Origin of the sequence: Micromonospora sp. NBC_00858 (assembly GCF_045207365.1) — a bacterium.
Lineage (GTDB): Bacteria > Actinomycetota > Actinomycetes > Mycobacteriales > Micromonosporaceae > Micromonospora.
Genome location: NZ_CP108828.1, coordinates 3,748,905 through 3,775,201, shown reverse-complemented (window position 1 = coordinate 3,775,201; position 26,297 = coordinate 3,748,905). Strand labels below are relative to the sequence as shown.

Sequence of the window (26,297 nt, the reverse complement as noted above, 5' to 3'; positions counted from 1 at the left end):
CGTGAGGTTGAGCGGGTGGGCGGCACGCAACGGCGTGCACTACCAGACCGCGTGGCGGTGGGCCAGGGACGGCGAGATGCCCGTGCCTGGTGCGCACCGCTACCGGGACCTGGCTGGTGCAGGAGCCGGGCACCCTCGCGACCGGCCGGGTGGTGGCGTACTGCCGGGTGTCCTCGTCGGACCAGAAACCAGACTTGGATCGGCAGGTTGCCCGTGTGGTTGTGGGAGTGACCAAGCTCGGGCTTGCCGTGGGCGAAGTTGTCGCCGAGGTCGGCTCCGGGCTGAACGGCCGGCGGCGCAAACTCGCCCGCGTGCTGGCTGACCCGAAGCGGTGGTGATCGTGGTGGAGCACCGCGACCGCCTGGCCCGTTTCGGTGTGGAGCACCTGGAGGCCGCTCTCGCCGCGTCCGGGCGTCGCCTGATCGTCCTCGACGCGCAGGAAGCCAGCGGTGACCTGGTGCGGGACATGACCGAGGTGCTGACCTTGATGTGTGCCCGCCTGTACGGCCGCCGCTCGGCCCGACACCGGGCCGACGCTGCGTTGCGGGCGGCTGAGGCTGCGGGGGATGTGGGGTGAAGAAGTTCCAGCCGCAGCCGGGCTTCGTGGTGCAGGCGTACCGGTTCGCCCTGGACCCCAACGCCGCGCAGGAGCGGGCGTTGCGCTCGCACTGCGGCGCGGCACGCGCCGCCTACAACTGGGCGGTGGGCTGGGTGTCGGCGTCGTGGTGGCAGCGCCGCGCCGAGGCGTCCTACGGGCTGGCCGAGCCGGAGTTGACCGAGTGGCGGCCGTGGTCGCTGATCGGCCTGCGTAAGGAGTTCAACCAGGTCAAGAAGACCGACCCGCGGTTTGCTGGCTGGTGGGAGGAGAACTCCAAGGAGGCCTACAACACCGGGCTGGCCAACGCCGCCGCCGCGTTCGACAACTACGCGAAGTCGAAGCGCGGGCAGCGCAAGGGCCGACGGATGGGCATGCCGCGGCGCAAGTCCAAGCACCGGGCGGGGTTGTCGTGCCGGTTCACCACCGGCGCCATCCGCGTCGAGCCCGATCGTCGGCATGTCACCCTGCCCAGACTGGGCACGATCCGCACCCACGAATCCACACGCAAGCTTGAGCGCCGTATCGCCGTCGACACCGCCCGCATCCTCTGCGCAACGGTCAGGTTCGAGCGGGGGCGCTGGTTCGTCTCCTTCCAGGTCGAGGTCGAACGCGCCGCACGCACCCCGGCCCGCCAGGACGTCGCCGTCGGGGTGGACCTGGGCGTGAAATGCCTCGCCGTCCTCGCCGACAGCCAGGGCGAGATCCGCCATGTGCCCAACCCCGGGCATTACGACGCGGCGGTAAAACAGCTCAAGCGGCTCTCCCGCCGCGTCTCGCGCCGACGAGGACCGAACCGGCGCACCGGCCAGACCCCTTCCCGCAGTTGGTTGAAAGCCAACGCGGAACGAAACCGGCTGCACCATCGGGTGGCGAACCTGCGCGGCGACGCGCTGCATAAACTCACCACCAAGATCAGCGCCGAGTACGGCACGGTTGTGGTCGAAGACCTCAACGTCGCTGGGATGCTGCGCAATCGGCGCCTGGCGCGGAAGATCGCCGACGCCGGATTCGGGGAAATCCGGCGGCAACTGACGTACAAGGCCGGCTGGAACGGTGGACGGATCCATGTCGCCGACCGCTGGTTCCCTTCCTCGAAGACCTGCTCCACGTGTGGCGCGGTGAAAGCCAAGCTGCCGCTGCACGTGCGCACTTTCCGCTGCGACGTGTGCGGCCTGGTCGCCGACCGGGACGCTAACGCCGCCTGCAACCTCGCCGCCCTCGCGGCGGCCAGCTCGACCGGTACCGCAGTGGCCGGAGACCGGGGCGCGCAAGCGCCGAACCCTCGTGGAGCCGACCAGAAGACCCGCGCTACCCGCCCCGGCCGAAAGGTTGGGGCGGGGCGGGCAGGTGGCGCAACCCTGCCGACATGTCGGCAGGCGGAAGCGAGAGACCGTCATCAGGACGCCGCGACCCTCACGTTGTGGTGACACCGTTACGGACCTTCCCTGCGGAAACGCACGGATTGCTGAGACCTGACGATGGGATCAGCAACGGCTGCACCGGCACCTCGCCCGGGTAGACCCGACCGGTGGTCCCGTCGATCGAGATCACCTCGCCGGCCCGCACGACCCGGTCGCCGACGGTGAACTCGCCGCGCTCGGAGTCGATCCGCAGCGCGTCCGCGCCGCAGACGCAGGTACGCCCCATGCCCCGGGCCACCACGGCGGCGTGTGAGGTCTTGCCGCCGCGCGAGGTGAGCACTCCCGCCGCGGCGATCATGCCGGGCAGGTCGTCCGGGTTGGTCTCCCGCCGCGCCAGGATCACCGGCCCGTCGGCCGTCGCCGCCGCGGCCGAGTCGAAGACCACCCGGCCCACGGCGGCGCCGGGCGAGGCACCGAGGCCGACGGCCAGGGGCTCGGGCGCGCCGGCCAGGTCGAACGCGGGGAACATCAGCTGGGCCAGTTGGGCGCCGGTGACCCGGTGCAGGGCCTCGTTCAGCGTGATCAGCCCCTCGTCGACCAGCTGCGCGGCGATCACGAACGCCGCCGCGGCGGTCCGCTTGCCGACCCGGGTCTGCAACATCCAGAGCCGACCCCGCTCGATGGTGAACTCGATGTCGCACAGGTCCCGGTAGTGCCGCTCCAACGTCGCCATGATCTCGACGAGCCGGCGGTAACTCACCGGGTCGATGTGCGCCAGCTCGGGCAGGCCGACGGTGTTACGGATGCCGGCCACCACGTCCTCACCCTGGGCGTTGGTGAGGTAGTCGCCGTAGATCCCGGGCGTGCCGGTGGCCGGATCGCGGGTGAACGCCACTCCCGTGCCGGAGTCCGGGCCGAGGTTGCCGAAGACCATCGCCATGACGTTGACCGCCGTGCCGAGCTCGTCCGGAATGTGCTCCTGGCGGCGGTACAACCGCGCCCGCTCGGAGTTCCACGACTCGAACACCGACCGGATGGCCAGGTACAGCTGCTCGTGCGGGGCCTGCGGGAACTCGTGCCCGACCTGCGCGGCGAAGATCTTCTTGTACGTCTGCACCAGGTCGCGCAGCTGTTCGGCGTTCGGCCCGGCCGACCCGGCCGTCGCACGCAGCGCCTCGAGCTCCCGCTCGAACTCCTCCGCCGGTAGCCCGTGCACCGTACGGCCGAACATCTGGATCAACCGCCGGTACGAGTCCCAGGCAAAGCAGGCGTCGCCGCTGTGCGCGGCCAGACCGCCGACCGTGGTGTCGTTGAGCCCGATGTCCAGGACCGTCTCCATCATCCCGGGCATCGAGTACCGGCCACCGGAGCGGACCGCCAGCAGCAGCGGGTTGTGCGGGTCGCCGAGCCGCCGGTCCAGCCGCGCCTCCACGTCGCGCAGGTGCGCGTTGACCTCCGTGAAGAGCCCGTCCGGGGGCGCCCCGGTCTTCAGGTACTCCCGGTAGGCGTCGGTGCTGATGGTGAAGCCCGGCGGCACCGGCAGCCCCAGCCGGGTCATCTCGCTCAGGTTCGCACCCTTGCCCCCCAGCAGGTCGGCCCTGCCCCGGTCACCCTCGATGAAGTCGTAGACGTACTTGGGCATGGCTCCTGCCTCCACTTCCGTTGCCGCACGGACCTCTGCATCCAGTGGCACCAATGCGCCAGGGCGTGCCGGCAGGGCCGGACGGTACGGCCGGCGGGCCAGAGGTCCCGGACCCACACCTCCGCCGCGTATCCTCGCCCGATGACCTCCGACGTGCGGCTACGCCCGGTCCGCGAAGACGATCTCGTGGAGTTCTTCCTGTACCAGCAGGATCCGGAGGCCAACCGGATGGCCGCCTTCGTCGCCGCGAACCCGTCCGACCACCGCGAGTTCGCCCGGCACTGGGCACGGGTGCTCACCGACCCGGCGATCGTGGTCCGCACCGTCGAGGCCGACGGCGAGGTGGTCGGCCACGTCACCGCCTTCCCGGCCGGTGACCGCACCGAGGTCAGCTACTGGATCGACCGGGCCCGCTGGGGCCGGGGCCACGCCACGGCGGCCCTCGCCGCCCTGCTGCGCGAGCTGCCCCGGCCGGTGCACGCCCGCGCCGCCAAGGACAACGCCGCGTCCCTCGCGGTGCTCCGTAAGTGCGGCTTCGTGGTGGTCGGCGAGGATTCGGGGTACGCCAACGGCCGCGGCGCCGAGGTCGAGGAGTATTTGCTGGAGCTGCCCGCCTAACAGGTCCGACCGGTGGCCAGTGCCTCAGCCAGGGCCGATCGCCAGTCCGCCAGCGGCCGCAGATTCGCCGCACCCCAGCGGCCGTGGCCCAGGACGCTGTACGCCGGACGGGGCGCGGGCCGCCGGTAACCGTCGCTGGCTGTCGGCCGGATGCGGTCCGGGTCGAGGCCGCGCAGGCCGAACACGGCGCGTGCCAGGCCGTACCAGGTCGTCTCGCCCGAGGCGGTGCCGTGGTAGATGCCGGGGGCGGCGTGGCCGGCCAGCGCCGCGCCGGTCAGCACGACGAGCTGCTCTGCCAGCCTGTATGACCAGGTGGGCTGCCCCCGCTGGTCGTTTACCACGTCGAGCCGCTCGCGTTCTCCGGCGAGCCGCAGCATGGTCGCGACGAAGTTAGGCCCGTGCGCGCCGTAGAGCCAGGCGGTGCGCACGACATAGCCGGCGTCGGGGAGCAACCGGGTCACGGCGAGCTCTCCGACGAGTTTGCTGCGCCGTACGCGTTGACCGGACAGGTCGGGCGTCCTCCGGGTACGGCTCGGTGGCGTCGCCCCGGAAGACGTAGTCGGTGGAGATGTGAATCATCCGCGCCCCGGTCGCGGCGCAGCCGCTGGCCAGGTTGGCGACCGTGTCGCCGTTGACGGCGGTGGCGGCCTGCTCCCGGGCCTCGGCTCCGGCGACGCCGGTTAGCACTCTGCCGTCGGCGTCGAAGTCGACCACTCCGTACGCCCCGGGGTCAGCCACCTGGTAGGCGAAGATTCGACCGCCGACGAGGTCTCCGTGACCGGCGAGCTGCCGGCCGAGCCCGACGCCGTGGAAGATGTTGTCGCCGAGCACCAGGGCCACGGATTCGGCGCCGATGAAGTCGGCGCCGACGAGGAAGGCCTGCGCGATTCCCTCCGGGCGTGGCTGTACGGCGTACTCAAGCCGCAGCCCCAGTTGGGCGCCGTCACCGAACACGCGACGGAACTGGTCCTGATCCTCGGGTGTGGTGATCATCAGGATTTCGCGTACGCCCGCCATGATCAATGTAGACAGTGGATAGTAGATCATCGGCTTGTCGAAGATTGGCATGAGTTGCTTGGACACTGCACGGGTGATCGGCCACAGCCGCGTTCCGGTGCCGCCGGCGAGAAGGATTCCGCGCATAGCGCGAGGTTACCGGCCGCGAAGCGTCACCTGGGAACGTCCGAAAGTGTCTCACCGCCGCCTCGTTCGGTTGACCGGGGCAACTGGACGGCCATTGTGAAACACCGGTCCGGTATAGGGTCGGCCGCCGGTCAGCCTGTGCGTTGTCGGCAATTCGACTTTAGCTCAGAAATGCCGAATACGATGCTGGCGCATTGAGTCCGTGGTCAGCATGCTCATACCTCAGTCGGTCCCGCCAACGCCTCCGGGAAGGGGCCCCCGGACGCGCAGTCTTCGCGGGTACCGCACCAACTCGAGCCGGACGACAAGCCGCAGGGGCGTGGCTGGTCGTCGGCGCGTGTACGTGGGGGCGGTGTGCATTGGTAGAAATCGTGCAGGTCATTGACGGCACGACTAGGCGGGAGGGTGAGCGGGCGCCGATAGGCCATTCGGTCACTTCACTGCGGACTGGTTGGCAGTCCCGTTACGTGGCCACACTCTGCGTGGTCGACCTCATGGTCGGTGCCGGGTCGGCCGTGGTGGCGCTGAGCCTTAGATTCGGCCCGGCGACGGCGGAGCCGTACAACCGTGGCCATCTCTGGCTCACCCTTGCGCTGCCGTTCGCCTGGGTGCTGGCGCTCACCCTCAACCGAGCGTATGAATCGCGCCATCTATTCGTGGGAAATGATGAGTACGCCCGGGTCTTCCAAACCGGTCTCGCCGTTACCGCCACGTTGGCGGTCATTTCCCTCGCGTTCGACTTCCGAATCGCCAGAGGCTACGTGATCATCGCGATGCCACTGGTCACCGTCGCCGGCGTCGCGATGCGCTACCTGGTCCGCCAGCAGCTCCACCGGTCGTGGGCCCGCGGTGAGCGGCTGCACCGGGTGATCCTGGTCGGGCACGAGCTCGCCGTCGCGGAGATGACCAGGAGGCTGCGCCGCGAGTGCTATCACGGGCTCGGCGTGGTCGGCGCCTGTCTCCCGCATCCGCCGGCGGGAACCGCGGAGCCGCGCGCCGGCGGGCTGCCGCCGATCCTCGGCACCTTCGCGGACGTTCCGGCGGCCGTCACGGGCACGGGTGCGGACACGGTGGTCGTGCTCTCCTGTCCCGAGATGGCGGGATCCGCCCTGCGCCGGTTGGGATGGCAACTCGAACGCGACGAGGTCGACCTGATCGTCGCCAGCAACCTCGTGGACGTGGCCGGCGACCGCACCACCGTCCGACCCGTCGACGGCCTGCCGATGCTGCACGTCGAGCACCCTCGGTTGAAGGGCGGCCGGCGGGTCGTCAAGGCGGTCTTCGACCGGGTGTCGGCGCTCCTGCTGCTGATTGTCGCCGCCCCGGTGCTGCTCGCGATCGCCCTGCTGGTCCGGGTGAGCCCGGGTGCCGGTGGACCCGCCATCTTCCGCCAGGTGCGGGTGGGCAAGAACGGCCGGCCGTTCTGCATCTACAAGTTCCGAACCATGTACGTGAACGCCGAGGAACGCCTGGCGGAACTGCTCGACCGCAACGAGACCGACGGGGAGCTGTTCAAGATGCGCCAGGACCCCCGGGTGACCCGGGTCGGGCGCTGGCTGCGCCGGCTGTCGCTGGACGAGGTCCCGCAGCTCGTCAACGTGCTCAGGGGTGACATGTCGCTGGTCGGACCGCGGCCGCCGCTGCCGCGTGAGGTGGCCAACTATCCGTCGGACATGCGCAGGCGTCTGGTCGTCAAGCCCGGCCTGACCGGGCTGTGGCAGGTTTCCGGCCGGTCCGACCTGTCCTGGGAGGAGTCCATCCGGCTCGACCTGTCGTACGTGGAGAACTGGTCGCTGACCATGGACCTGGTGATCCTGGTCCGCACGCTGAGCGCCGTCGTCCGCAGCTCCGGAGCCTACTGACCGCCCGCACCCCGTCATCGCACGACTGGCGCACGCGCTGTCGGTCGCGTCCTGATCCTTCTGGAGGAACCATGAACACCGGGTGCACCGAACCGGTGGATGGCGCTGCCCACAAGCTCACCGTCATCGGCACCGGCTACCTGGGGGCCACCCACGCGGTGTGCATGGCCGCGCTCGGCTACCAGGTGCTCGGCGTCGACGTCGACGCAAACAAGATCGAGCGGCTGGCCGCGGGCGAGGTGCCCTTCTTCGAACCCGGGCTGCCCGAGTTGCTGGCCAAGGCGCTGGATTCGGGGCGGCTGCGCTTCACCACCTCCCTGGCCGAGGCGGCCGACTTCGGCGACGTCCATTTTCTCTGCGTGGGGACCCCGCAGCGGGCCGGTTCGTACGCGGCTGACCTGCGGCATGTCGAGGCGGCGCTGATCACGTTGGCCCGTGGCCTGCACCGACGTGCGCTGGTCGTCGGCAAGTCCACGGTTCCGGTCGGCACCGCCGCCCGGCTCACCGACCTGATGCACGCCGTCTCGCCGGCCGGCGACGCCGTGGAGCTGGCCTGGAACCCTGAGTTCCTCCGCGAGGGCTTCGCCGTCGACGACACGATGCGTCCGGACCGGTTGGTGTTCGGCGTTTCCTCCCGATGGGCCGAGCGACGCCTGCGCGAGGTGTTCGCTCCGGTGGTCGACCAGGGCTGCCCGGTGCTGGTGACGGATCCGCAGACCGCGGAGCTGGTCAAGGTCGCGGCGAACGGCTTCCTGGCCACCAAGATCTCGTACATCAACGCCATGGCAGAGGTGTGCGAGGCCAGCGGCGCGGACGTGTACGACCTGGCCACGGCCCTGGGCCTCGACGAGCGGATTGGCAGCCGGTTCCTGCGGCCGGGGCTGGGCTTCGGTGGCGGGTGCCTGCCCAAGGACATCCGCGCGTTCATGCACCGGGCCGAGGAGTTGGGCGTGGGGCGGGCGGTGGCCTTCCTGAGGGAGGTGGACGGGATCAACCAGCGCAGCCGGGGGCGCATGGTGGACCTGGTACGCGAACTCGCCGGCGGGGACCTGCGCGGGGTCCGGGTGGCGGCCCTGGGCGCGGCGTTCAAGCCGAATTCGGACGACATCCGGGACGCGCCCGCGCTCGACGTCGCGAGCGCCCTGCACCGGGCGGGGGCACGGGTGCGGGTTTTCGACCCGGTGGCCATGGCCAATGCGCGCTGGGCGTATCCGGCGCTCGAATACGGTGACAGCGCCTTCGATGTGGCGACCGGCGCGGACGTGGTGGTGCTGCTGACGGAGTGGTCGCAGTTCCGGGAGATCGACCCGGCGGCGCTGCGTACGGTGGTGGCGAGGCCGCGTATCGCCGACGGCCGGCACGCCCTGGACCCGGCCCGATGGCACGCGGCGGGTTGGGAGTACCGGGCCCTTGGCCGCCCGTGAAGCCCCGGAGCGTACCGACGGCTGGGTCAGGCCGTCCGAACGGTGCCGACGGGCCACCACCGGTCCACGTGCGCAGACGGCTAACCGACACCGGCCGCGGTTCACCTTTCCTTCGGGAGCGGGCACGATGAACCGCGGCGAAAACAGCGTTGTCCCGGGAAAGGTGCCCGATGCAGATTTCCGTTGTCCGTCCTAGTGACCTCGGCCCGGCCGAGGTCGCCGAGTGGCGGCAGATGCAGGAGTCCCAGCCGAGGCTGCAGAATCCCTTCCTCGCCCCGGAATTCACCCTCGCGGTCGGTCGTAGCCGCCCCACCGCCCGGGTGGCGGTGCTACAGGACGGCCCAAAGATCGTCGGCTTCTTCCCCCACGAGGTGAGGCATCGGGTCATCGGAGTGCCGATCGGCTCCGGCATCTCCGACTGCCAGGGCCTGGTGCACCGTCCCGGCCTGGACTGGGATCCGGTCCGGCTGTTGAAGGCGTGCGGGCTGGCCGTGTGGGAGTTCGACCATCTGCTGGCCGATCAGGCACCCTTCGCGCCGTACCAGGCTCGGGTGGCCGGGTCTCCCATCATCGACCTGTCGAAGGGCTACCAGAGCTACGTCGACGACCGGATGACCGACGGGAACCTGATCCGGCAGGCGCTGCGCAAGCAGCGCCGCATGGTGCGCGAGCTCGGCGAGGAGCGGTTCGAGTGGGAGGACCGCAGCGAGGGCGTGATGCTCGCGCTGCGGCGCTGGAAGTCGGACCAGTACCGCCGGACGCAGCAGTACGACCGGTTCCGGACGCCGTGGATCCAGGCGGTGCTCACGGAGTTGTCCCAGTCCTCCGCGGCCGACTGCCGGGCCGTCGTCTCCACGCTCTACGCCGGAGACCAGCCCGTCGCCGCCCACCTCGGGCTGCGGAGCCGGTCAGTGCTCGCCTACTGGTTCCCCGCGTACGACGTCGACCTGGCGCGGCACTCCGCCGGCATCCTGCTCTGCCTCCGCATGGCCGAGGCCGGTGCGGCCGATGGGATCGAGCACATCGACCTCGGCAAGTCCGAGGCGCTCTACAAGGGCCGGCTGTCAAATGACGAGGTGCCGGTGGCCGAGGGACGCGTCGGCCGGTCGTGGGCGGTGGCCGGCGCCCGGCGGGCACAATTCGCGCTGGCGCGCTCGGTGCGCACCGGCGCCGTCGGGGCTCGACTCCGCAGCGGCGGGACGGGCCGAATCCTGCGCGGTCTCCGCGCCAGGCTGCACGAGCGGTGACAGCCGGCATTTCATGGATGGGAGCACCTGGTGAGCGTTACCGAGGTGAGGGTTGCCGTCGTTGTGGTGACCTACAACAGCGAGCGGCTGCTGCCTGATCTCCTCGCGGCACTGGGCCCGGGGCTGGGCGGGTTGTCCTGGCACCTGACGGTCGCCGACAACGCCTCCGCCGACGGCACCGTGGCGGCCCTGCGTCGCCTGGCGCCCGAAGCGACCGTGGTCGAGATGGGACGCAACGCGGGCTACGCCGCCGGTATCAACGCGGCCGTGGCCGCGGCGCCGCCGCACGCGGCGGTGCTCGTGCTCAACCCCGACGTCCGGCTCCGGCCGGGCTGCGTCGAGACCCTGCTGGCCGCCCTCGGCACGAACGGCACCGGCATCGCGGTGCCGCACATCGTGGACGGTGCCGGCGCGCTCATCACGACGCTGCGCCGCGAACCCACCATCCTCCGGGCCCTCGGGGACGCCATTCTCGGGGCTCGGAGAGCCGGCCGCTATGCCGTGATCGGCGAGGTGGTGACCGACGATCGCCGGTACGCCCGGGAGACGGTCACCGACTGGGCCGAGGGTTCCACGCTGCTGATCAGTCGAGAGTGTTGGCAGCGGTGTGGCCCGTGGGACGAGTCCTTCTTCCTCTACTCGGAGGAGACCCACTTCGCCCTGCGGGCCCGGGACGCGGGTCTCGTCACGCGCTTCGTACCCGGTGCCCGCGCCGTGCACCTGGAGGGTGACTCCCGGCACTCGCCGAAGCTGTGGGCGCTGCTCACGCTCAATCGGGTACGCCTCTACCGCCGTCGGCACGGCCTGGCGTCTACCGCGGTCTACTGGTTTGTGCTCCTGGCTCGTGAGGCCAGCCGCGCCCTGCTCGGTCGGCAGACCAGCCGGGCAGCAGCGCGGGACCTGCTCAGGCCCGCGAAGATCCGGGAGGTGCCGGGGCCGGCGACCGTGCACTCCGCCGGGTGACGCCGGCTACCGCCAGCGCTTGGCCACGCTCACCAGCTCGCCCCGGATCCGTCGGGGCCAGCCTCGGCTGGCCCCGACGGCAGCCCGCAGAGTGGCGGGCGTGTCGTCGCGGCGGACGCTGAATCTCGGCTGGAGCCATGCCGCTCGCCTGGCCGGCCGGCGATCACTGGTGAAGACTGCGGTGTAGCCCAGCCGCCGGAGCTCGCCGAGCGCCCGCCGGTCGTACTGCCCGAGCGGGCAGGCGGCCGTCGTGACGTCCTGCTCGACCACCTCGACGAGACGGTACCGGGCCGTCACGAGCTCGTCGTACGTGGTCTGCTCGTCCATTCCGCGCCACGAGCGGTGGTGCATTCCGTGCGTGCCGATCGTCATGCCGTGACCCTGCAGTTCCCGTACGTCGTCCGCGTCCAGGCTGCCGGCCGTCCCGAGGCGCCCCGCCAGGACGAAGAACTCGGCCGACAGGCCGCGGGCGGTGAGCCCGGGCAGACCGATCCGCACGTCGGAGAGGTTGCCGTCGTCGAAGCTGATCTGCGCCGACGGCCAGCTGAGTAGGTCGTCCAGGATGGCGTGGAACTGGTCCGGCCGGATCCAGTAGCGCTCCTCGCCGGGCTCGAGGTCCCGGCGCGGCTCGCCGATGCCGTGGAAGCAGATGTTGACGGTGGTGCCGGTCGGCACGTGCCTACCGTCGGACTCGGGCATGCGCCTCTTCCTGTCGGGACGAGTCGTCGCGCCCCCAACCGGCCGCGCCTTCAGCGTGGCTCCGGGCGGACAGCGCGGCGAGGACCGTGATCGCCACATAGCAGAGCGCGGCCGGGGCGAGCCAGGGCCGGGGGAGGACCACGTCACGGAGCCAGGAGAGGCGGGCCGCGGGGTGGACGCGCGCCCCGACCTGGCCCTGGCCGGCGGCGGCACGCATGGCCGAGTTGCCTCTGCGGACCCGGCTCAGCCGGCGCACCAGGTCCCCGGTGCGCCGCGGGGTCGCCACCCGTGAGCTCACCGTGTCGACCTGCCGTTTCTCGGCCGCCCCGAACAAGGAGTCGAGGAAGAGGTCGTCGGCCACGAGCGCCGGGAACCGGTCAAAGCGATGCCGACCAGCCTCGGACAGTCCGATCACGCCGCGCCCGAAGAGACCGTCCCGGAAGACCGGCAGACGGTGGTGGACGCTGAAGTAGGCGCGCACCAGTGTCGGCCGGCCGGTTAGGTCGAGTTCCCGGCGGACCGTCGCGGCCAGGTGCGGTCCGTCAAGCGCCGCGGCGACGGCCCGTACCCCCTGTGTGGAGAGCACGATGTCGGCGTCGAGATAGATGCGTGGGAATCCGCGCGTGGCGTCGTCTCCCGCGTTCAGAGCGGCCGGCTTGCCAGCCTCGGCGAGTTCGACGACCCGTACGCCCGGCCGCGCGGCGGCGATGGCGGCGGTCTCATCGGTGCAGCCGTTGGCGACGACGGTGACCTCGAACTCGCCGGGCGCGGCCTCGGCCAGCAGGGCGTCGAGGCAGCGGCCGATGACGGCGCGCTCGTTGTGGGCGGCGATGACGATGCTGGTCACTGCGCCGTTACCCGTTCCTCGGTCGCCGCCGACGGGTCGTGCCCGGCTGGCGCCGCGGCGCCCGCCGGCGTGGTCGGTCCGGCCACCGCGCCGGCCGGGGAGGCGGGCGTGGCAACGCCGTGGGGGAGTCGCTTGGCGAGGAGCCGGCGCCACACCGCGACGTAGGCGTCGGCCTGGTGCTCCCAGGCGAGGGTCTCCCGGAAGCGGGCCAGCCCGACGGCCCGCATCTGCGCCCGGCGGGCCGGATCGTCCAGCAGTTCGTCGATGGCCTCGGCGAACTCCTCCGGCGCACCGGTGGGAACGTAGGCGCCGGCCTCACCCACACTGCGACGGGTCTCGAGGAGGTCCACCGCCACGACCGGCACACCACGGCCGAGATACTCGACGGTCTTGGCCATGGTGGACAGCTCGTTCATCCGGGTCGGCAGGTCGGGCTGGATGGCGACCGTCGCGGTGCGCAGCAGTTCATCGACGGCCACACCGTCGAGCCACCCGGTGAACTCCACGACGTCCGTCAGGCCCCGGTCCGTGGCGAGCCTGGTCAGCGCCGGCATGCTCTCGCCGTCGCCGGCGAGCACCATGCGCCAGCCGGTACGCCCGCGGCGACGCGTCAACTGCTCGGCGGTCAGCACAGCTCCCTCCACGTTGTCCTGTGGTCCGAAGACACCGAGATAGACCACCTTCTGGTCGGCCCGACGGCCATCCGCCGGGTCGGTGGCTTCGCCCGGCTCGGCGACCTCCCCCCGGGTCGGACCGTTGCGGACCACCGTCACCCTTTCCGGCGTGACGCCACGCCGTACGGCGTTGTCCTTGAACGACTCGTTGGTGGCCACGACCTCGGTGGCCGTGTGCAGGGTCAGCCACTCGCAGGCCCGGAGGACCCGGAAGGCCCATTTGTTCGGGGTGCCGACGCGGGACGCGTACACCTCGGGGCATAGGTCGTGGTGGTCGAAGACCCACGGGCGGCCCAGGGCCCGCAGCAGCAGCGCCAGCGGCCAGTAGACATCGGGTGGGTTGCACACCTGCACCGCGTGCGCCCGTCCACTGAGCACCTCGGCCAGCAGGCGGACGGCGATGCAGAGAAACGACCAGCCGAATTCGACGCCGTACGAAAGTACCCCGTGGCCGTAGACAAAGGTTGGATAGGGGCGTAGCCGAGTGTTCCGACTGCCCGGCAAAGTGCGCAGGCTTTTGTCGCCACGTGGCGCGATGACGGTGACCTCGAAGCCATCTGCCTCCAGGCTCAGGCATTCCCTGATGACTCGGCGATCGCGCTCGGCGGGAAGGTTGGCCACGAGGATGGTGATGTGGGGCTGGGAATTGCTCACGTCCGGGTCACCTCGGTTCACGTTTGAGCTGATTCCCTGCGTACGCTCCCCGCCGCTGATTGAGTAAACAATCAACCGTTGGGTTGCCCGGCGTGTCGGGATGTTTACAGAAGACTCATCGAATGGTCCCGTTTCCTGGCCCTGAGCTGCGGCGACGCCGGCAACCCCGGTGCGGACGAACGGTCACCCGGTCACGTGAACCGATCGGCGCTTGCCGCGGCGGCGGAGGAACTCGTCGGTCCAGAGGGTCACCGCCAGGGTCGCGATGACGCCGAGCAACCCGGCGCCGATCAGGGCCCGTGACGGCGAGTGCGGCTGCAACGTCGCGCTCGGCGGGACGAGGGCGGCGGTGGTGATGCGCAGTTGCCGAGCTACCTTCCATCGGTCCTGCAAGCTCTTGAGCTCCTGCTCGAAGGCGTCCCTGAGCACGGCGAGCGCGCGCAGCCCACTCTCCTCGTCGGACGCTATCGTCGTCATGGTCATCGAACCGATAACGTACCGGGGCTCCTGGTTGGTGCCGGTGTTGCGGGGCTGGAAGGCGTACGGACCGGTCACTCCCGCCGTCCGCAGGCGGGCCTTCGCGTCGGGCGTGCTCAGCCGCTGCGCCACCGCCGCTCCGGTGATCGAGATCGACGGGTAGAGCCCGGTCATCGGGTTGGGCGCGTAGGGCGAGACCGGCGGCTGCATCACGACGACCTCGGAGGCGAGGTAACGCGGCGTGACCTGGGGCGCGCCCAGGCCGGCCAGCGCGGTGACCACCAGGCCGGTGGCGACGAGATACCACCGCCGACGCAGCGTCGCCAAGACATCAGACAAATACACGCCCTTCGGGTCCTTTCTGGTCCGCTCGCTGCTTATGCTGTGTGACGACTCAGGCGTGGAGGATGCCACGGGGCATGGACGAATGCAGCAAGCAACTCGACCGGATCGGCGGTAGCCGTCGTGCCTCCGGTCTGTATAGCTTGACTTCGACCTTCGGCGCGGAACCGTCCCCGGTGTCGAGGAATGCTCTTTCAATTACCGACGACTGACGTCCTAGAGAAGTTGGAGGGGCGTCGTGGACCTAGGCGAGATCCTCTCGGTGGCTCGCGCCCGCTGGTACATCCTCCTGCCGATGATGGTCTTGGCGGTCGGGCTCGGCATTGCCGCCTTCGTGCTGGTGCCGACCTCGTACCAGTCGACCACCACCGTCAGCCTGCTCAGCTCGCCGGCCGCGTCCGATGCAGCCACGCCGGGCGAGCACAACGACAACCCGTTCCTCAACTTCAACGGTTCCCTCGTCGCCACCGCCGACTTCCTCGGTCGCAGCCTCCAGTCCACCGATGCCCAGGCGGAGCTACTTAAGATGGGGGTGACCGAGGACTTCGAGGTCGGGCTGGCTGAGGGCGCGCAGGGACCCTTCCTGACCTTCACCGTCACCGGCACGGACCAGGCCCACCTGCTTGCCTCGACCGCGACGATCGCGCGGTACGCCGAGGCCAAGCTGGCGAAGATCCAGTCGAAGAACGACGTCAAGGAGCGGGACATGGTCCGGATGACCGAGATCATCCCGCCGCAGAAGCCCGAGCCGCAGCTCAAGGACAAGCTCAAGTTGGTGATCGCGGCCGGTGGCGGCACCGCCGCGTTCGCCCTGCTGCTGACGTTCGTGGTGGAGAGCCTGGCGCGGTCCCGCCAGCGACGTCAGGAGCTGGCCACCGCTGCCGCCGCGCCCGCCCCGGTCGCTGCCGGCGGCTCCGCCAACGTGCCCGGCCGACCGGCCCCGGCCCGGCGCCCGCAGCCGCCGAACCCCGAGCGGGACGACCGTGCTGTCCTGGGAAAGCCCGCGGTGGTCACGAACGGCGTCGAGGGTCGCGGCAGTCGCGGCGGAGCCGAGGAGACGGTGATCCTCAGCGTGCGGCCCGGGACGGGGCCGGCTCCGCGGCAGGAGAGCGGGGCGTGGAAAGCCTCGCCGTCGGGGGCGCCGTCCACCACGTACCGGTCCTCTGAGAGGTCCCACCACAGAGGCCAGAATGTCGACCGGCGTAACGGAAGCTAGCCATCCCGCCGCAGTCTCGGCGCTGCGGCGAACCAGCCGGGTCTATCTCTCCCAGCAGCGCATCGTCAGCCTCGGACCCCATTCACTGCTGACCCTCTACGTCGTTTTCCTGATGCTCGTGCCGTCCCGGTTGGTCTTCCCGGGCATCGGGGCAACCGGGACGGTGGCGAGTCTGTTCGTTCTCGTCGGCCTGGTGTGGTTTCTGGCCAGTTGGCTGATGCGGCGGGCTCGGCCGGCGCCGTTCACCCGGGCGCCCCGGCTCGCTCTCTTCGGCGTCGCGGTGGCCGTGCTGCTCAGCTACGTCGCCGCCGCCCGACGGGACGCGGAGCCGCTGGAGGTGAGCGCGGCCGACCGGGGGCTGATCCAGCTCCTGGTGTGGACGTCCATAGTGCTTCTCGCCACGTCGGTCCGGAGCTACGACCACCTCGACCGGCTGTTGCGGGTCTTCGTGCGGTGCTGCACCGTCATCGCGGTCGTCGCCCTGGGCGAGTTCGTGCTGGGGACGAGCCTGACCGCCTGGATCCAGATCCCGGGGATGTCGAGCGGCGCCCAGGAACTGGTCACCAGGGGTGCCTTCGTCCGGCCCACCGCGACCGCCGCGAACACCCTCGAACTCGCCGCCGTCATGGCCCTGGCGCTGCCGTTCGCTCTCCAGCAGGCGTTCCACGGCGGTGAGCGCAAGGCAATGCGCCGCTGGTTGCCGGTCGTGCTGATCGCGATGGGCGCCATCACCACCGTCTCCCGGACCTCCGTGGTGGGTCTGGGCGTGGTGCTGCTCGTGCTCCTGCCGACCTGGAACGCGCGGCGGATCGGGTGGACGTTCGCCACCGTGCTGCCGTCGCTGGCCGTGGCGAGGCTGGCGCTGCCGGGCCTCTTCGTGACGATCATGGGCCTTTTCACCGCGATGTTGAACGGCGGCGACAACAGCACCCAGTCCCGCACCGCGACGAGCGCGAGCGTCAACGCCTACATCGTCGAGCGGCTCTGGACGGGCCGGGGCTTCGGCACCTTCCTGCCGCTGATGTACCGCTACACCGACAACCAGTATCTGCTTGCCTTGTTGGAGATGGGCGTCGTCGGCGTGGTGAGCATCGTCCTCGTCTATGTCACCACGCTGCACTGCGGCGGCGCCGGCCGGCGGCGGTTCACCGATCCGGCCCGCCGGGAGACCGGCCAGGCCTTCGTAGCTGTCGGATTCGTGATGCTGGTGGTGACCTTCACCTTCGACACGCTTAGCTTTCCGATGGTGGCCGGGACGTCGTTCCTGTTTCTCGGTCTTTCGGGCGCGTACCTCGGCATCGCCCGCTCCGAGGAGCTCCAGAGGGGAGATCCGGCTCTGTGACGGACCTGAACCAGAAGGTCGCCGCGGCGGCCCGATGGAGCATGATCAACACCGTCGTACGTCGAGTGGGCACGTTCGCGACGGGTGTCGTGCTGGCGCGGCTGTTCTTCGGGCCGTACGAGTGGGGGCTGTACGCCGTCGGGTCGCTGGTCCTGGCGATGCTGCTCTCCCTGAACGAGATGGGCGTCAGCCTGGCCCTCGTGCGCTGGGACGGCGACATCAAGCGGTTCGCGCCGACCGTCCTGACGTTGTCGACCCTCTCCAGCAGCGCCTTCTATCTCGTGCTCTTCGTCACGGCGCCGGCGGTGGCGCGCCTGCTGGGGTCGCCAGAGGCGACGGAAATGCTGCGGCTGCTCTGCCTCACCGTGGTCATCGACGGCATCGCCTGCGTGCCGATTGGCAAGCTGAACCGGGAGTTCCAGCAGTTCCGGCGCACCGTTGTCGACGTCGCCAACTTCCTCGTGAACACCGCCGTCACGATCGCCCTGGCCGCCGCCGGGATGGGGGCGGTGGCCTTCGCGTGGGGCTCGCTCGCGGGCAACATCGTGGCGCTGGTCGGGTTCGCGCTCTGTGCCCCCGACATGCTTCGGTTTGGCTGGGACCGGACGCAGGCCGCCCGGTTGCTGCGGTTCGGGCTTCCCCTGGCGTCGGCGAGTCTGCTCACTCTCGGCATCGTCAACGTCGACTCGGTCGTCGTCAGCTCGGTGCTCGGTCCGGCCGCGCTCGGTCTGTACGCGATGGCCTTTAACATGTCGAGCTGGCCGGTCCGGATCGTGTCGGACACCGTGCGCCGGGTGTCGTACGCCGGTTTCTCCCGCCTAGCGGATTCGCCGGAGGCGTTCGCCGCCGGCTTCCAGCGGGCGCTGGCCGTGGTGCTGGCCGCCGCTGTGCCCTGCTGCGTGCTGCTGGGGGTGCTCGCCGACCCGGTCATCCGCCTGGTGTACGGCGACCAGTGGGCCGGGGCGGCGGTGGCCCTGCAGTTCCTGGTGGGGCTGGGCCTGATCCGGGTCGCCGTCGACCTGGCGTACGACTGCCTGGCCACCCGGGTGCGCAAGACCCTGATGCTGATGCAGGCCTGGTGGCTGTTCAGCCTGACTCCGGTGCTCCTGTTGTTCGCCCACCGGTTCGGCATCGCGGGCGTGGCCGCCGGGCAGGTGGTGGTGGCCGGTCTGCTCGTCGCACCGGTCTTCGTCGTGGTGCTGTCCCGGTTGGGCATCCGGCCCGCGCTGATGCTGCGCGCCTGCGTCCGGCCGGCGCTCGGCGGGGTGGCAGTGGGCGTCCTGGCCTGGGGGTTGCACCTCGTCCTCGGCGGCGGCTTCCTTTCGCTGGCAATCATCGGGCTGGCCGCAGTGGCGGTCTATCTGCCCTTCGTCCGGCCGCTGCTGCGCAGCGGCCGGACGGACCGGTCGCAAACGGGCCGCGAGGCGGAGCCTGACGGTGATAAGCCGTTGGCGACGGTCGCACAGAGCTGAGTGGAGACTCATAGATGAGTTGGGTGAAGCGGCGCCTGCGCGCGACCTTCGGCTGGCTGCCTCTCGAGGAGCTGCGCAACAAGGTGCTGCTCGGGCACACCGCGGTCGGGCTCTACCGGTTCGAACGGTCCGAGATCGCCCGGCTGCTGGCCACGCTGCCCGGCGGCGTCAAGCCCCGTGCCCTGGTGGCGACGATCGTGTTGACCTACAAACGGCCGGACGGATTGCGGCGGGCGGTGGAGTCGGTGCTGGCCCAGACCGTGACCGACCACGTCGTCATCGTTGTCGACGACGGCGGCGGCCAGATCCCCGAGCTGCCGGCCGACCCCCGCCTGCACGTGGTCAGCCTGCGCCGCAACATCAACGTGCTGGGGATCAGCCGCAACATCGGGATGGGCCTGGCGGATTCCCGGTTCGTGGCGTTCCTCGACGACGACAACGCCTGGCATCCGCATCACCTGCAGACCGCGCTCGCCCGGCTGCAGGACGACGACCCGTCGCGCCCACGGCCGGACGGGGTCTACACCGCGATGCGCCGGGTGACGCCGGACGGGCTCCAGCGCGACGTCCTCTCCGTGGCGTTCGACCGCAAGCTCGCCTGGGAGAGGTGCTTCCTGGATTCCAACCCCTTCGTGGCGAGACGGTCGTCGGACCTGGTGTTCAGCCGGCTGCGCCGCAGTTCCACGGTGGCGCCGAAGGAGGACTGGGAGCTGATCTACCGGTTCAGCCGGCGCCACCGGGTGGAGCACATCCCCGAGCCGACGGTCGAGTACGTGATCAACCCGAACAGCTACTGGACGACCTGGGAACGGATGTAGGTCGGGCGGGACCGGAAGGAGGTCGGGTGTCGATGCCCGGGAAGAGGCGTAGCACCGGCAGGCGTTGGCCGGTCCTGGCGGCGGCCGGCGTGCTCCTGGTCGGGGCCGCCGTCACGGTGGTGGCACTGGACCGCGGCGCGGCCGAGCCGACCGGCTGCGCGACCCCGGCGCGGTGCCAGGCGGCCACCACGGCCGGGGCCACGCCCACGCCGGCCACTCCCGTGCCGACCCCCACCGCGGCGGGCTCCGCACCTGCCTCCGCCACGGCGCGGGCCGCCGACTCCACCGGTGGCGGCCGCTATCCCGCTCGCTTCTCGATCGGCGCACCGGGCGTCGGGCGCTACCGGCAGTCGGACGCCCAGCTGCCCGTGCCACGCGGCTACCGGGTGTACGAACCGCACGACCGGGCCAGCAAGGAATGGGACCTGTACGACTGCAAGGGCACGGTCAACCTGGACCGGATCTACTTCCGTGCCTTCATCTACATCGGCACCGACTGCCACGGCACGGTCAACATCACGAACTCGATAATCGCCCCGCCGCCGGGCTCGGCCAACCGGGCCATCCTGGTCAACGCCAACTCCGCCGGCCGCCTCACGCTGAACATCAGGAACACGACCATCCGGCCGGAGCCGGTCGCCGGCGGGCAGCAGAACGCCGCGCTGACCGATCACGCCATCAACGACTGTGCCACCTGCACGATCCGGATCAGCGGCGTGGACGTGGCGAACACCGGCGGCATGTGCCTGTGCGGAGCCAACGTCACCATCGAGCGGAGCTGGCTCCACGACAACTACATCGCCCACCTCGCCGACCCGTCCCAGGCGCACACCGGGGGCGTCTTCCCGTACGGCGGCAGTGGACCGGTGACCATCAGTAACAGCCGCCTGGAACCGGGGGTCGACGCCTTCACCGGAAAGGAGGTGCCGGGCTACTGGAAGGCGATTACCGCAGTGTTGTTCACACAGAGTGAGGGAATCTCCACTTTGCGCGATTACCTGGTTCGGGACAGCTTCATCTCGCTCGGCGCATTCGGCCTGTACGCCCAGGACGGGATCGGCCTGCGGCTGCGCGACAATGTCTTCGGCCCCACCCATTGGGGGCACACCAGCCAATGCGGTTCGGACTGCTCGGTCACCTATGCGGAGTGGTCCAACAATGTCGTGGGCTCGATTGACGGTACGCCCACCGGTAAGGCGGTGCCCCGACCGTCCTGACCGGACTCCGTCCGGTCGGCTGTGCGTGGCGAGCCGAGTGGCTGCGCGTCGGGAACGATCATCGGGGCGATACCCGGCGCGATACTGACCGAATGGTGTCGCGGCGCGACACCTGTAGATCTGGTATCTCCCCGGCGCTTACGTACGCTCAGTAGCGTCCGGCGGCCCTCCTTTGAGAAGCAGGCGATCTGTAATGAGGTCTCGGGTGTTTCGGGCCGCGGTAGCGGCCGCCACGGGAGCAGCCTTGGTGCTGATTCCCGCGTCAGCGAGTTCAGCCGTGTCCGATCCTTGTGGCACCGGCTCCAACCCCGTCGTCTGTGAGAACTCGAAACCGGGCACACCGCTTGACGACTGGTACGGCGAAAGTGCCTGGGGCGATATCGAAGGATTCTCCACCCGGATGAGTATTCAGCCGGGCGAGACGCTCCAGTTGAAGGTGCAGTCCCCGACCACCTTCGAGGTCGACATCTACCGGCTCGGCTACTACGGCGGTGACGGTGCGCGGAGGATGCCGACCTCACCGACGAGTAGTTTCCCCGCCCGGACCCAGCCGGCGTGCCTGCACGACGCGGGCACCGGACTGGTGGACTGCGGCAACTGGACCACCAACGTGACCTGGACGGTGCCGTCCGACGCCGTCTCCGGGGTCTATCTCGCGACGCTCGACCAGCCCAACGGCGCCGGCTTCGCGCACGTGCCGTTCGTCGTCGTGGATCCGGCGAACCACTCCGACATCCTGGTGCAGACCTCGGACCAGACCTGGCAGGCGTACAACGACTGGGGCGGCCAGGACCTCTACGGTGGGGGCGGGCCGGCGTACGACGGCCGGGCCTACAAGGTGAGCTACAACCGTCCCATGCGGATCGCCGGCGACAACGGCATCCTCTCGGCCGAGTACCCGATGATCTACTGGCTCGAGCGCAACGGGTACGACGTCAGTTACACCTCGAGCATCGACGTGAGCACCAAGCCGTCAAGCCTGCTCGACCACAAGGTCTTCATGTCCTCCGGGCATGACGAGTACTGGAACCAGGCCCAGTGGAACAACGTGGTCGCCGCCCGCGAGGCGGGCGTGAACCTGGCCTTCTTCAGCGGCAACGAGGTCTTCTGGCGCACCCGGCTGGAGCCGTCGGTCGCCAGCGGTGGCGGTGACAACCGCACCCTCGTCTGCTACAAGATGACCAAGATGCGGCAGAACCCGCCGAACGGGATCGCGGACCCGAGCGGGCAGTGGACCGGCACCTGGGTCGACTCGGTGGGTGCCGGCTCGGGCGGTGCCACCCCGCCCAACCAGCTCACCGGGACCATCTTCACCGTCAACGGCTACCGCAACGACGCGATCACCGTCCCGGCCGTGTACCGGAACCTTCGCCTCTGGCGGAACATCCCGTCCATCAACAACCTGGCGTCCGGGCAGGTGGCCACGTTCCCCGTAGGCACGCTCGGCTACGAGTGGGACTCCGACGTCGAGAACTCGGTCCGCCCGCCGGGCGCGGTGGCCTTCTCGTCGACGACGCTGGCCATCACCGACGGCACGCTGCTGCTCGACGAGGGGAACAACTACGGGAACGGCACGGCCACGCACAGCCTGGTCGCCTATCGCGACCAGTCCTCCGGGGCCCTGGTCTTCGGCGCCGGCACGGTGCAGTGGTCGTGGGGGCTCAGCAGCCTGCACACGATGCTGCCCAGCACCGAGGACCAGCGCATGCAGCAGGCGACCGTCAACCTGCTCGCCGACATGGGCGCCCAGCCGCTGACCCGGCAGGCCAACCTGGTCGCCGCCACCAAATCCACCGACACCACCGGACCGGCGGTGACCATGACCGCGCCGGCGGCCGGTAGCACCGTGGCGGTCCTCACGCCGGTGACCGTCACCGGGACCGCGGCGGAGGTCGGCGGCGGCCAACTGGGCCGCGTGGAGGTCTCCACGGACGGCGGCAACACCTGGGCGGCCGCCACCGGGCAGGGGAACTGGTCCTACACCTGGACCCCGAGCGCCCAGGGCCCCGCGCAGATCAAGGTGCGGGCCTCCGACGACAGCCTGAACATCGGGGCGGTCACCACCCGGAGCGTGACCGTCGGACCGCAGCAGTGCCCCTGCACGGCGTTTCCGGCCACCGCCGTGCCGACCGGAGTCGACTCCTTCGATGCCTCGCCGAACGAGCTCGGGGTGAAGTTCCGGGTCGGCGCGCCGAGCCTGGTGACCGGTGTCAAGTTCTACAAGGCCGGCACGAACACCGGCACGCACGTCGGGAAGCTGTGGACCGCGTCGGGCCAACTGCTCGCATCCGGTACGTTCACCAACGAAACCGCGAGCGGTTGGCAGACGCTGACCTTCGCCAATCCCGTGCCGGTCGCCGCCAACACCACCTATGTGGCGTCGTACTACACGCCCACCGGGCACTACTCGTACACCAGCAACTACTTCGCCAACCAGGGCGCGGGGCTGTCGGCCGTACGGCTGCTGCAGTCGGGGGTGGACGGCGCGAACGGCGTCTACCGGTACGGCTCGGGCGGGGGCTTCCCGAACCTGAGCTGGAACAACACGAACTACTGGGTCGACGTCCTCGTCGACACGGTGGGGGCCGAGACCGAGCCACCGACGATCACCGCGAAGACCCCGGCGGCGGGCGCGTCCGATGTCGGGCTCAATGCCACGCCGACCGCGACCTTCAGCCACGACGTCGACCCGCAGAGCATCGAGTACTCGCTCACCTCGAGTGGCGGTTCCGTCCCGGCGGGCTTCCGCTACGACAACACCACGCGCAAGCTGACCGTCCAGCCGCAGCACGCCCTGACCCCGTCGACCACCTACACCGCCTCGGTGCGGGCGACCGACGCCTGGGGCAACACGATGGCGGCGCCGTACACCTGGACCTTCACCACCGGCACGTCGGTCAGTTGCCCCTGCTCGGTCTGGAACGACTCCGTGGTACCGGCGATCCCCAACGCCTCCGAGGTGAACTCCCTGGAGCTGGGCATGCGGATCACCTCGGCACTCGACGGCTACGTGACGGGCGTGCGGTTCTACAAGGGCAGTGCCAACACCGGCACGCACACCGGCACCCTCTGGTCGAACACCGGCGCGCAGCTCGCCACCGGGACCTTCACGAACGAGAGCAGCACCGGCTGGCAGACGCTGCTGTTCGACCAGCCGGTCGCCATCACGGCCAACACACCGTACGTGGTCTCGTACCACACGGATATGGGTCGCTACGCCTACACGGGTAACCAGTTCACCCAACCGACGGTGTCCTACCCGCTGACGGCGATCGCCGACTCACCGAACGGCGGGAACGGCCTCTTCCGAGCCGGTTCCGGTGTCGCCTTCCCGACCTTCAGCTGGAATGCGGCGAACTACTGGGTTGATGTGGTTTTCACGACGACTCCGTGAACGGCCGCGGACCCCGCACCGGTACCGGTGCGGGCCCGCGGCACCGGGCGCGGACGGGCCAACGGAAGGGTGTCAGTGAGTACGGTCAGTGTGGTCATTCCGTGCTACCGGTACGGGGACTATCTCCAGGCATGCGTGAGCAGTGTGCTCGACAACCAGCCTGACGTCGACGTACGCGTGCTCATCATCGATGACGCCTCGCCGGACGACTCGGCGGAGAAGGCGCGTGCCATCGCGGCGGCGGACCCACGGGTCGAGGTCCGGGTCCACGAGACCAACCGTGGCCACATCGCCACCTACAACGAGGGCCTGCTGGAGTGGGCCGACGGCGACTACGCCGTGCTGCTCTCCGCCGACGACCTCCTGACGCCGGGCGCCCTGACCCGGGCGGCAGGCGTGCTGGACGCCAACCCGAACGTCGGCTTCGTCTACGGGCACCCGGTGCATTTCACCCACCCCGGTCCGCCGCCGGCCCGCACCCGGGACCTGGGCCACACCGTCTGGCCCGGGCACTGGTGGCTGGAGCGACGGTTTCGCGAGGCCACCGGCTGCATCACCTCGCCCGAAGTCGTGGTGCGTACGGACCTGCAGCGCAAGGTGGGCGGCTACGATCCCGAACTGCCGCACGCCGGCGACATCGAGATGTGGATGCGGCTGGCCGCGCACGCCGACGTCGGCTATGTGCGCGGGGCGGACCAGGCGTACTACCGCCTGCACGGCGCGAACATGTCGCAGACGGACTACGCCGGCCAACTGGACGACCTGCGCCAGCGTAGGACCGCGTACGACGCGGTGATGCGGCGCTGCGGCGATCTGCTGCCCGACGCCCACCGGCTCGACGCGATGGTGCGCCGGCGCCTCGCCCGCCACGCCCTGCGGCGCGCGGTGCGGGCCTACGACCGAGGGCGCACCGCGAGCGTGCCCGAGGGCGAGCTGATCGCGTTCGCCGCGGATTGCTGGCCGGAGTACCGCGCGCTGCCGGAGTACCGCGGCCTGCGCATCCGGAAGCGGATCGGGCCGACGGTGATGCCGTACCTTCAGCCGCTGGTGCTCACCGCGGTCGCCGCCAAGGGCCGGGAGTGGCTCTGGTGGCAGTCCTGGAAGCGGCGCGGCATCTGACGGACCACCCCGGCCCGGGCGGTGCTACCGGCCGGACCGGCGCGGCGGCACCACCGTCGTCGTGACGACCTTCGTCTTGACGGCGTGCTCGGCCGGCACCGATCGGACGATCACCGCGCCGGAGGCGACCACCACCCCGTCACCCAGGACGACGTTCGGCTCGATGAAGATGCCGGTGCCGAGCCGCACCCGGTCGCCCACCGTCACCTTGCCCGACGAGACACAGGACGGGCCGGTCGCGTTGTCGGAGCCGATCCGACTGTGGTGGTCGAACGAGTTGAAGGCGGAGAGGAAGTTGTTGTCTCCCATCCGCACCCCGGTGCCGAGGTGCGCGAAGGCGCAGATGATGTTCCCCTGCCCGAGGACCACGTCGGTAGCGATCTTGGCGGTGGGATCGATGGCGTTCGCCAGGGGGATCCCGGCCTGCGCGCACATCTCACGGAAGCGCCGTCGGGTCTCCACGGAGGTGCCGATCGCGATGATCGCGGCGTCGTAGGCATCCTCGGCGAAGAGCGCGGCGAGGCGGTCCGTTCCGCCGACGATCGGCACGCCGTGCACGTCGGCACCCCACCGCTGCGGGTCGTCGTCCACAATGGCGACGGCCCGCTGCGTCGCGGATCCGGCCAGGATGTCGAGGACCTGGGTGGCGCCCAGCGCCCCGCCGATGAGCAGGATGCGCTGCACCCCGGGCTCGGCCGCCAGCGGCGCCGGGAGGGCATCGTAGCCGACGCTGGCCTCGCGGGCGGTCGCCTCCACGTCCTTGACGGTGATCAGCCGTCCCAGTTGGAGGGTAGCCAGGTCGACGCCGAGTTCCGCGGCCCGCCGCACGGCCTTGACGCTCGCCCGGACGGGTGCCGGAGCCGCCGCCGCGGCCGCCGCCCGCGTCTCGCGCTCCCGCACGTACTCGGCGAGGTCGGCCGACGTCTCGAAGAGCATGGCGATCGGCTCGGAGAGGGGGACCTCCTGCAGCCGCTCGGCCAGCTGCAGGACGATGCCGGCCTCGGGAGCGACGACCTCGAGCACCGCCTTGCTGGTCTCGATCTCGGCGAGCAGGGTGTCCGCCTCCACCTTGGCTCCGTCGTCGACGAACCATTCCACGAGCACGCCGTGCTCGCTGTTGACGTCGCTGGTCGGAACGATTACCGGCTTCACACTCTCTCCTCAACGG

At 70.2% G+C, this 26,297-nt stretch carries 20 protein-coding genes and 2 pseudogenes; 14 read left to right on the top strand and 8 right to left on the bottom strand.

Features of this window, described 5'->3' with window-relative positions:
• Window position 1: 1 nt before the first annotated feature.
• Together OG990_RS17555 and tnpB are read left to right on the top strand one after the other, a co-directional pair.
• Window positions 2–577 (top strand): annotated as a pseudogene (locus OG990_RS17555) (IS607 family transposase).
• Entirely contained in the window at window positions 574–2,025 is a 1,452-nt protein-coding gene (gene tnpB, locus OG990_RS17550; protein WP_406081536.1) for an IS607 family element RNA-guided endonuclease TnpB, read from the top strand. The pseudogene OG990_RS17555 and the gene tnpB overlap by 4 nt, the downstream one beginning before the upstream one ends.
• Before the next feature lie 64 nt (window positions 2,026–2,089).
• On the opposite strand, the pseudogene OG990_RS17545 reads toward tnpB, so the two are convergent.
• A pseudogene (locus OG990_RS17545) lies at window positions 2,090–3,601 on the bottom strand (pyruvate, phosphate dikinase); the annotation flags it as partial.
• A gap of 141 nt (window positions 3,602–3,742) precedes the next feature.
• Between OG990_RS17545 and OG990_RS17540 the strand changes: the two are divergent.
• Entirely contained in the window at window positions 3,743–4,219 is a 477-nt protein-coding gene (locus OG990_RS17540; protein WP_406081534.1) for a GNAT family N-acetyltransferase, read from the top strand.
• Here the strand turns inward: OG990_RS17540 and OG990_RS17535 are convergent.
• Entirely contained in the window at window positions 4,216–4,680 is a 465-nt protein-coding gene (locus OG990_RS17535) for an SDR family oxidoreductase (protein WP_406081532.1), read from the bottom strand. The two genes, OG990_RS17540 and OG990_RS17535, sit on opposite strands and share 4 nt — an antisense overlap.
• A complete protein-coding gene (locus OG990_RS17530) occupies window positions 4,610–5,362 on the bottom strand; it encodes a sugar phosphate nucleotidyltransferase (RefSeq protein ID WP_406081531.1) in 753 nt (250 codons plus the stop codon). Before OG990_RS17530 ends, OG990_RS17535 begins: the two co-directional genes overlap by 71 nt.
• A gap of 467 nt (window positions 5,363–5,829) precedes the next feature.
• Between OG990_RS17530 and OG990_RS17525 the strand changes: the two genes are divergently transcribed.
• The 4 genes from OG990_RS17525 to OG990_RS17510 all read left to right on the top strand — a co-directional run bounded on the left by OG990_RS17525 (window position 5,830) and on the right by OG990_RS17510 (window position 10,858).
• Window positions 5,830–7,224, top strand: coding sequence for a sugar transferase (locus tag OG990_RS17525; protein ID WP_386991632.1), 1,395 nt, complete (start codon window positions 5,830–5,832; stop codon window positions 7,222–7,224).
• A gap of 71 nt (window positions 7,225–7,295) precedes the next feature.
• Window positions 7,296–8,648, top strand: a complete 1,353-nt coding sequence (locus tag OG990_RS17520; protein WP_406081530.1) for a UDP-glucose dehydrogenase family protein — start codon at window positions 7,296–7,298, stop codon at window positions 8,646–8,648.
• Window positions 8,649–8,818: 170 nt separating this feature from the next.
• A complete protein-coding gene (locus OG990_RS17515; protein WP_406081529.1) occupies window positions 8,819–9,895 on the top strand; it encodes a GNAT family N-acetyltransferase in 1,077 nt (358 codons plus the stop codon).
• A 30-nt stretch (window positions 9,896–9,925) separates the two neighbouring features.
• Window positions 9,926–10,858, top strand: a complete 933-nt coding sequence (locus OG990_RS17510; RefSeq protein ID WP_406081528.1) for a glycosyltransferase — start codon at window positions 9,926–9,928, stop codon at window positions 10,856–10,858.
• Between the two features lie 6 nt (window positions 10,859–10,864).
• On the opposite strand, the gene OG990_RS17505 is transcribed toward OG990_RS17510, so the two are convergent.
• The 4 genes from OG990_RS17505 to OG990_RS17490 all read right to left on the bottom strand — a co-directional run bounded on the left by OG990_RS17505 (window position 10,865) and on the right by OG990_RS17490 (window position 14,548).
• On the bottom strand, window positions 10,865–11,557 hold the full coding sequence (locus OG990_RS17505; RefSeq protein WP_386991624.1) for a polysaccharide deacetylase family protein: 693 nt from the start codon (window positions 11,555–11,557) through the stop codon (window positions 10,865–10,867).
• Window positions 11,538–12,404: a glycosyltransferase gene (locus OG990_RS17500; protein WP_386991622.1), complete on the bottom strand. Its 867-nt coding sequence runs from the start codon at window positions 12,402–12,404 to the stop codon at window positions 11,538–11,540. Before OG990_RS17500 ends, OG990_RS17505 begins: the two co-directional genes overlap by 20 nt.
• Window positions 12,401–13,732, bottom strand: a complete 1,332-nt coding sequence (locus OG990_RS17495) for a glycosyltransferase family 4 protein (RefSeq protein WP_406081527.1) — start codon at window positions 13,730–13,732, stop codon at window positions 12,401–12,403. The genes OG990_RS17500 and OG990_RS17495 overlap by 4 nt, the downstream gene beginning before the upstream one ends.
• 183 nt (window positions 13,733–13,915) lie before the next feature.
• Window positions 13,916–14,548 (bottom strand): hypothetical protein, encoded by a 633-nt coding sequence (locus tag OG990_RS17490; protein WP_406081525.1) that lies wholly within the window; start codon window positions 14,546–14,548, stop codon window positions 13,916–13,918.
• Between the two features lie 241 nt (window positions 14,549–14,789).
• On the opposite strand from OG990_RS17490, the gene OG990_RS17485 reads away from it, so the two are divergent.
• The 7 genes from OG990_RS17485 (at window position 14,790) to OG990_RS17455 (ending at window position 25,129) form a co-directional block, all read left to right on the top strand.
• Complete coding sequence (locus OG990_RS17485) at window positions 14,790–15,767, top strand: hypothetical protein (protein ID WP_406081524.1); 978 nt, start codon at window positions 14,790–14,792, stop codon at window positions 15,765–15,767.
• Entirely contained in the window at window positions 15,742–17,109 is a 1,368-nt protein-coding gene (locus tag OG990_RS17480; RefSeq protein WP_406081523.1) for an O-antigen ligase family protein, read from the top strand. The genes OG990_RS17485 and OG990_RS17480 overlap by 26 nt, the downstream gene beginning before the upstream one ends.
• Window positions 17,106–18,581: an oligosaccharide flippase family protein gene (locus tag OG990_RS17475; protein ID WP_406081521.1), complete on the top strand. Its 1,476-nt coding sequence runs from the start codon at window positions 17,106–17,108 to the stop codon at window positions 18,579–18,581. The genes OG990_RS17480 and OG990_RS17475 overlap by 4 nt, the downstream gene beginning before the upstream one ends.
• A 14-nt stretch (window positions 18,582–18,595) precedes the next feature.
• Window positions 18,596–19,399, top strand: coding sequence for a glycosyltransferase family 2 protein (locus tag OG990_RS17470; RefSeq protein ID WP_406081519.1), 804 nt, complete (start codon window positions 18,596–18,598; stop codon window positions 19,397–19,399).
• Between the two features lie 26 nt (window positions 19,400–19,425).
• Window positions 19,426–20,616 carry a hypothetical protein gene (locus OG990_RS17465; RefSeq protein ID WP_386991612.1) on the top strand — a complete coding sequence of 397 codons (1,191 nt, stop codon included), beginning with the start codon at window positions 19,426–19,428 and terminating at the stop codon, window positions 20,614–20,616.
• A gap of 400 nt (window positions 20,617–21,016) precedes the next feature.
• Window positions 21,017–24,010 (top strand): N,N-dimethylformamidase beta subunit family domain-containing protein, encoded by a 2,994-nt coding sequence (locus OG990_RS17460; protein WP_406081517.1) that lies wholly within the window; start codon window positions 21,017–21,019, stop codon window positions 24,008–24,010.
• Between the two features lie 75 nt (window positions 24,011–24,085).
• Window positions 24,086–25,129 (top strand): glycosyltransferase family 2 protein, encoded by a 1,044-nt coding sequence (locus OG990_RS17455; RefSeq protein WP_406081515.1) that lies wholly within the window; start codon window positions 24,086–24,088, stop codon window positions 25,127–25,129.
• Between the two features lie 24 nt (window positions 25,130–25,153).
• On the opposite strand, the gene OG990_RS17450 is transcribed toward OG990_RS17455, so the two are convergent.
• Entirely contained in the window at window positions 25,154–26,281 is a 1,128-nt protein-coding gene (locus tag OG990_RS17450; RefSeq protein ID WP_386991607.1) for a biotin/lipoyl-containing protein, read from the bottom strand.
• Window positions 26,282–26,297: the final 16 nt, after the last annotated feature.

Bases quoted from the DNA above. Each gene is read 5' to 3' on its own strand.
- OG990_RS17505 (WP_386991624.1), bottom strand. From the start codon at position 11,557: ATGCCCGAGTCCGACGGTAGGCACGTGCCGACCGGCACCACCGTCAAC.
- OG990_RS17480 (WP_406081523.1), top strand. From the start codon at position 15,742: ATGTCGACCGGCGTAACGGAAGCTAGCCATCCCGCCGCAGTCTCGGCG.
- OG990_RS17515 (WP_406081529.1), top strand. From the start codon at position 8,819: ATGCAGATTTCCGTTGTCCGTCCTAGTGACCTCGGCCCGGCCGAGGTC.
- OG990_RS17520 (WP_406081530.1), top strand. From the start codon at position 7,296: ATGAACACCGGGTGCACCGAACCGGTGGATGGCGCTGCCCACAAGCTC.
- OG990_RS17470 (WP_406081519.1), top strand. From the start codon at position 18,596: ATGAGTTGGGTGAAGCGGCGCCTGCGCGCGACCTTCGGCTGGCTGCCT.
- OG990_RS17460 (WP_406081517.1), top strand. From the start codon at position 21,017: ATGAGTATTCAGCCGGGCGAGACGCTCCAGTTGAAGGTGCAGTCCCCG.
- OG990_RS17540 (WP_406081534.1), top strand. From the start codon at position 3,743: ATGACCTCCGACGTGCGGCTACGCCCGGTCCGCGAAGACGATCTCGTG.
- OG990_RS17530 (WP_406081531.1), bottom strand. From the start codon at position 5,362: ATGCGCGGAATCCTTCTCGCCGGCGGCACCGGAACGCGGCTGTGGCCG.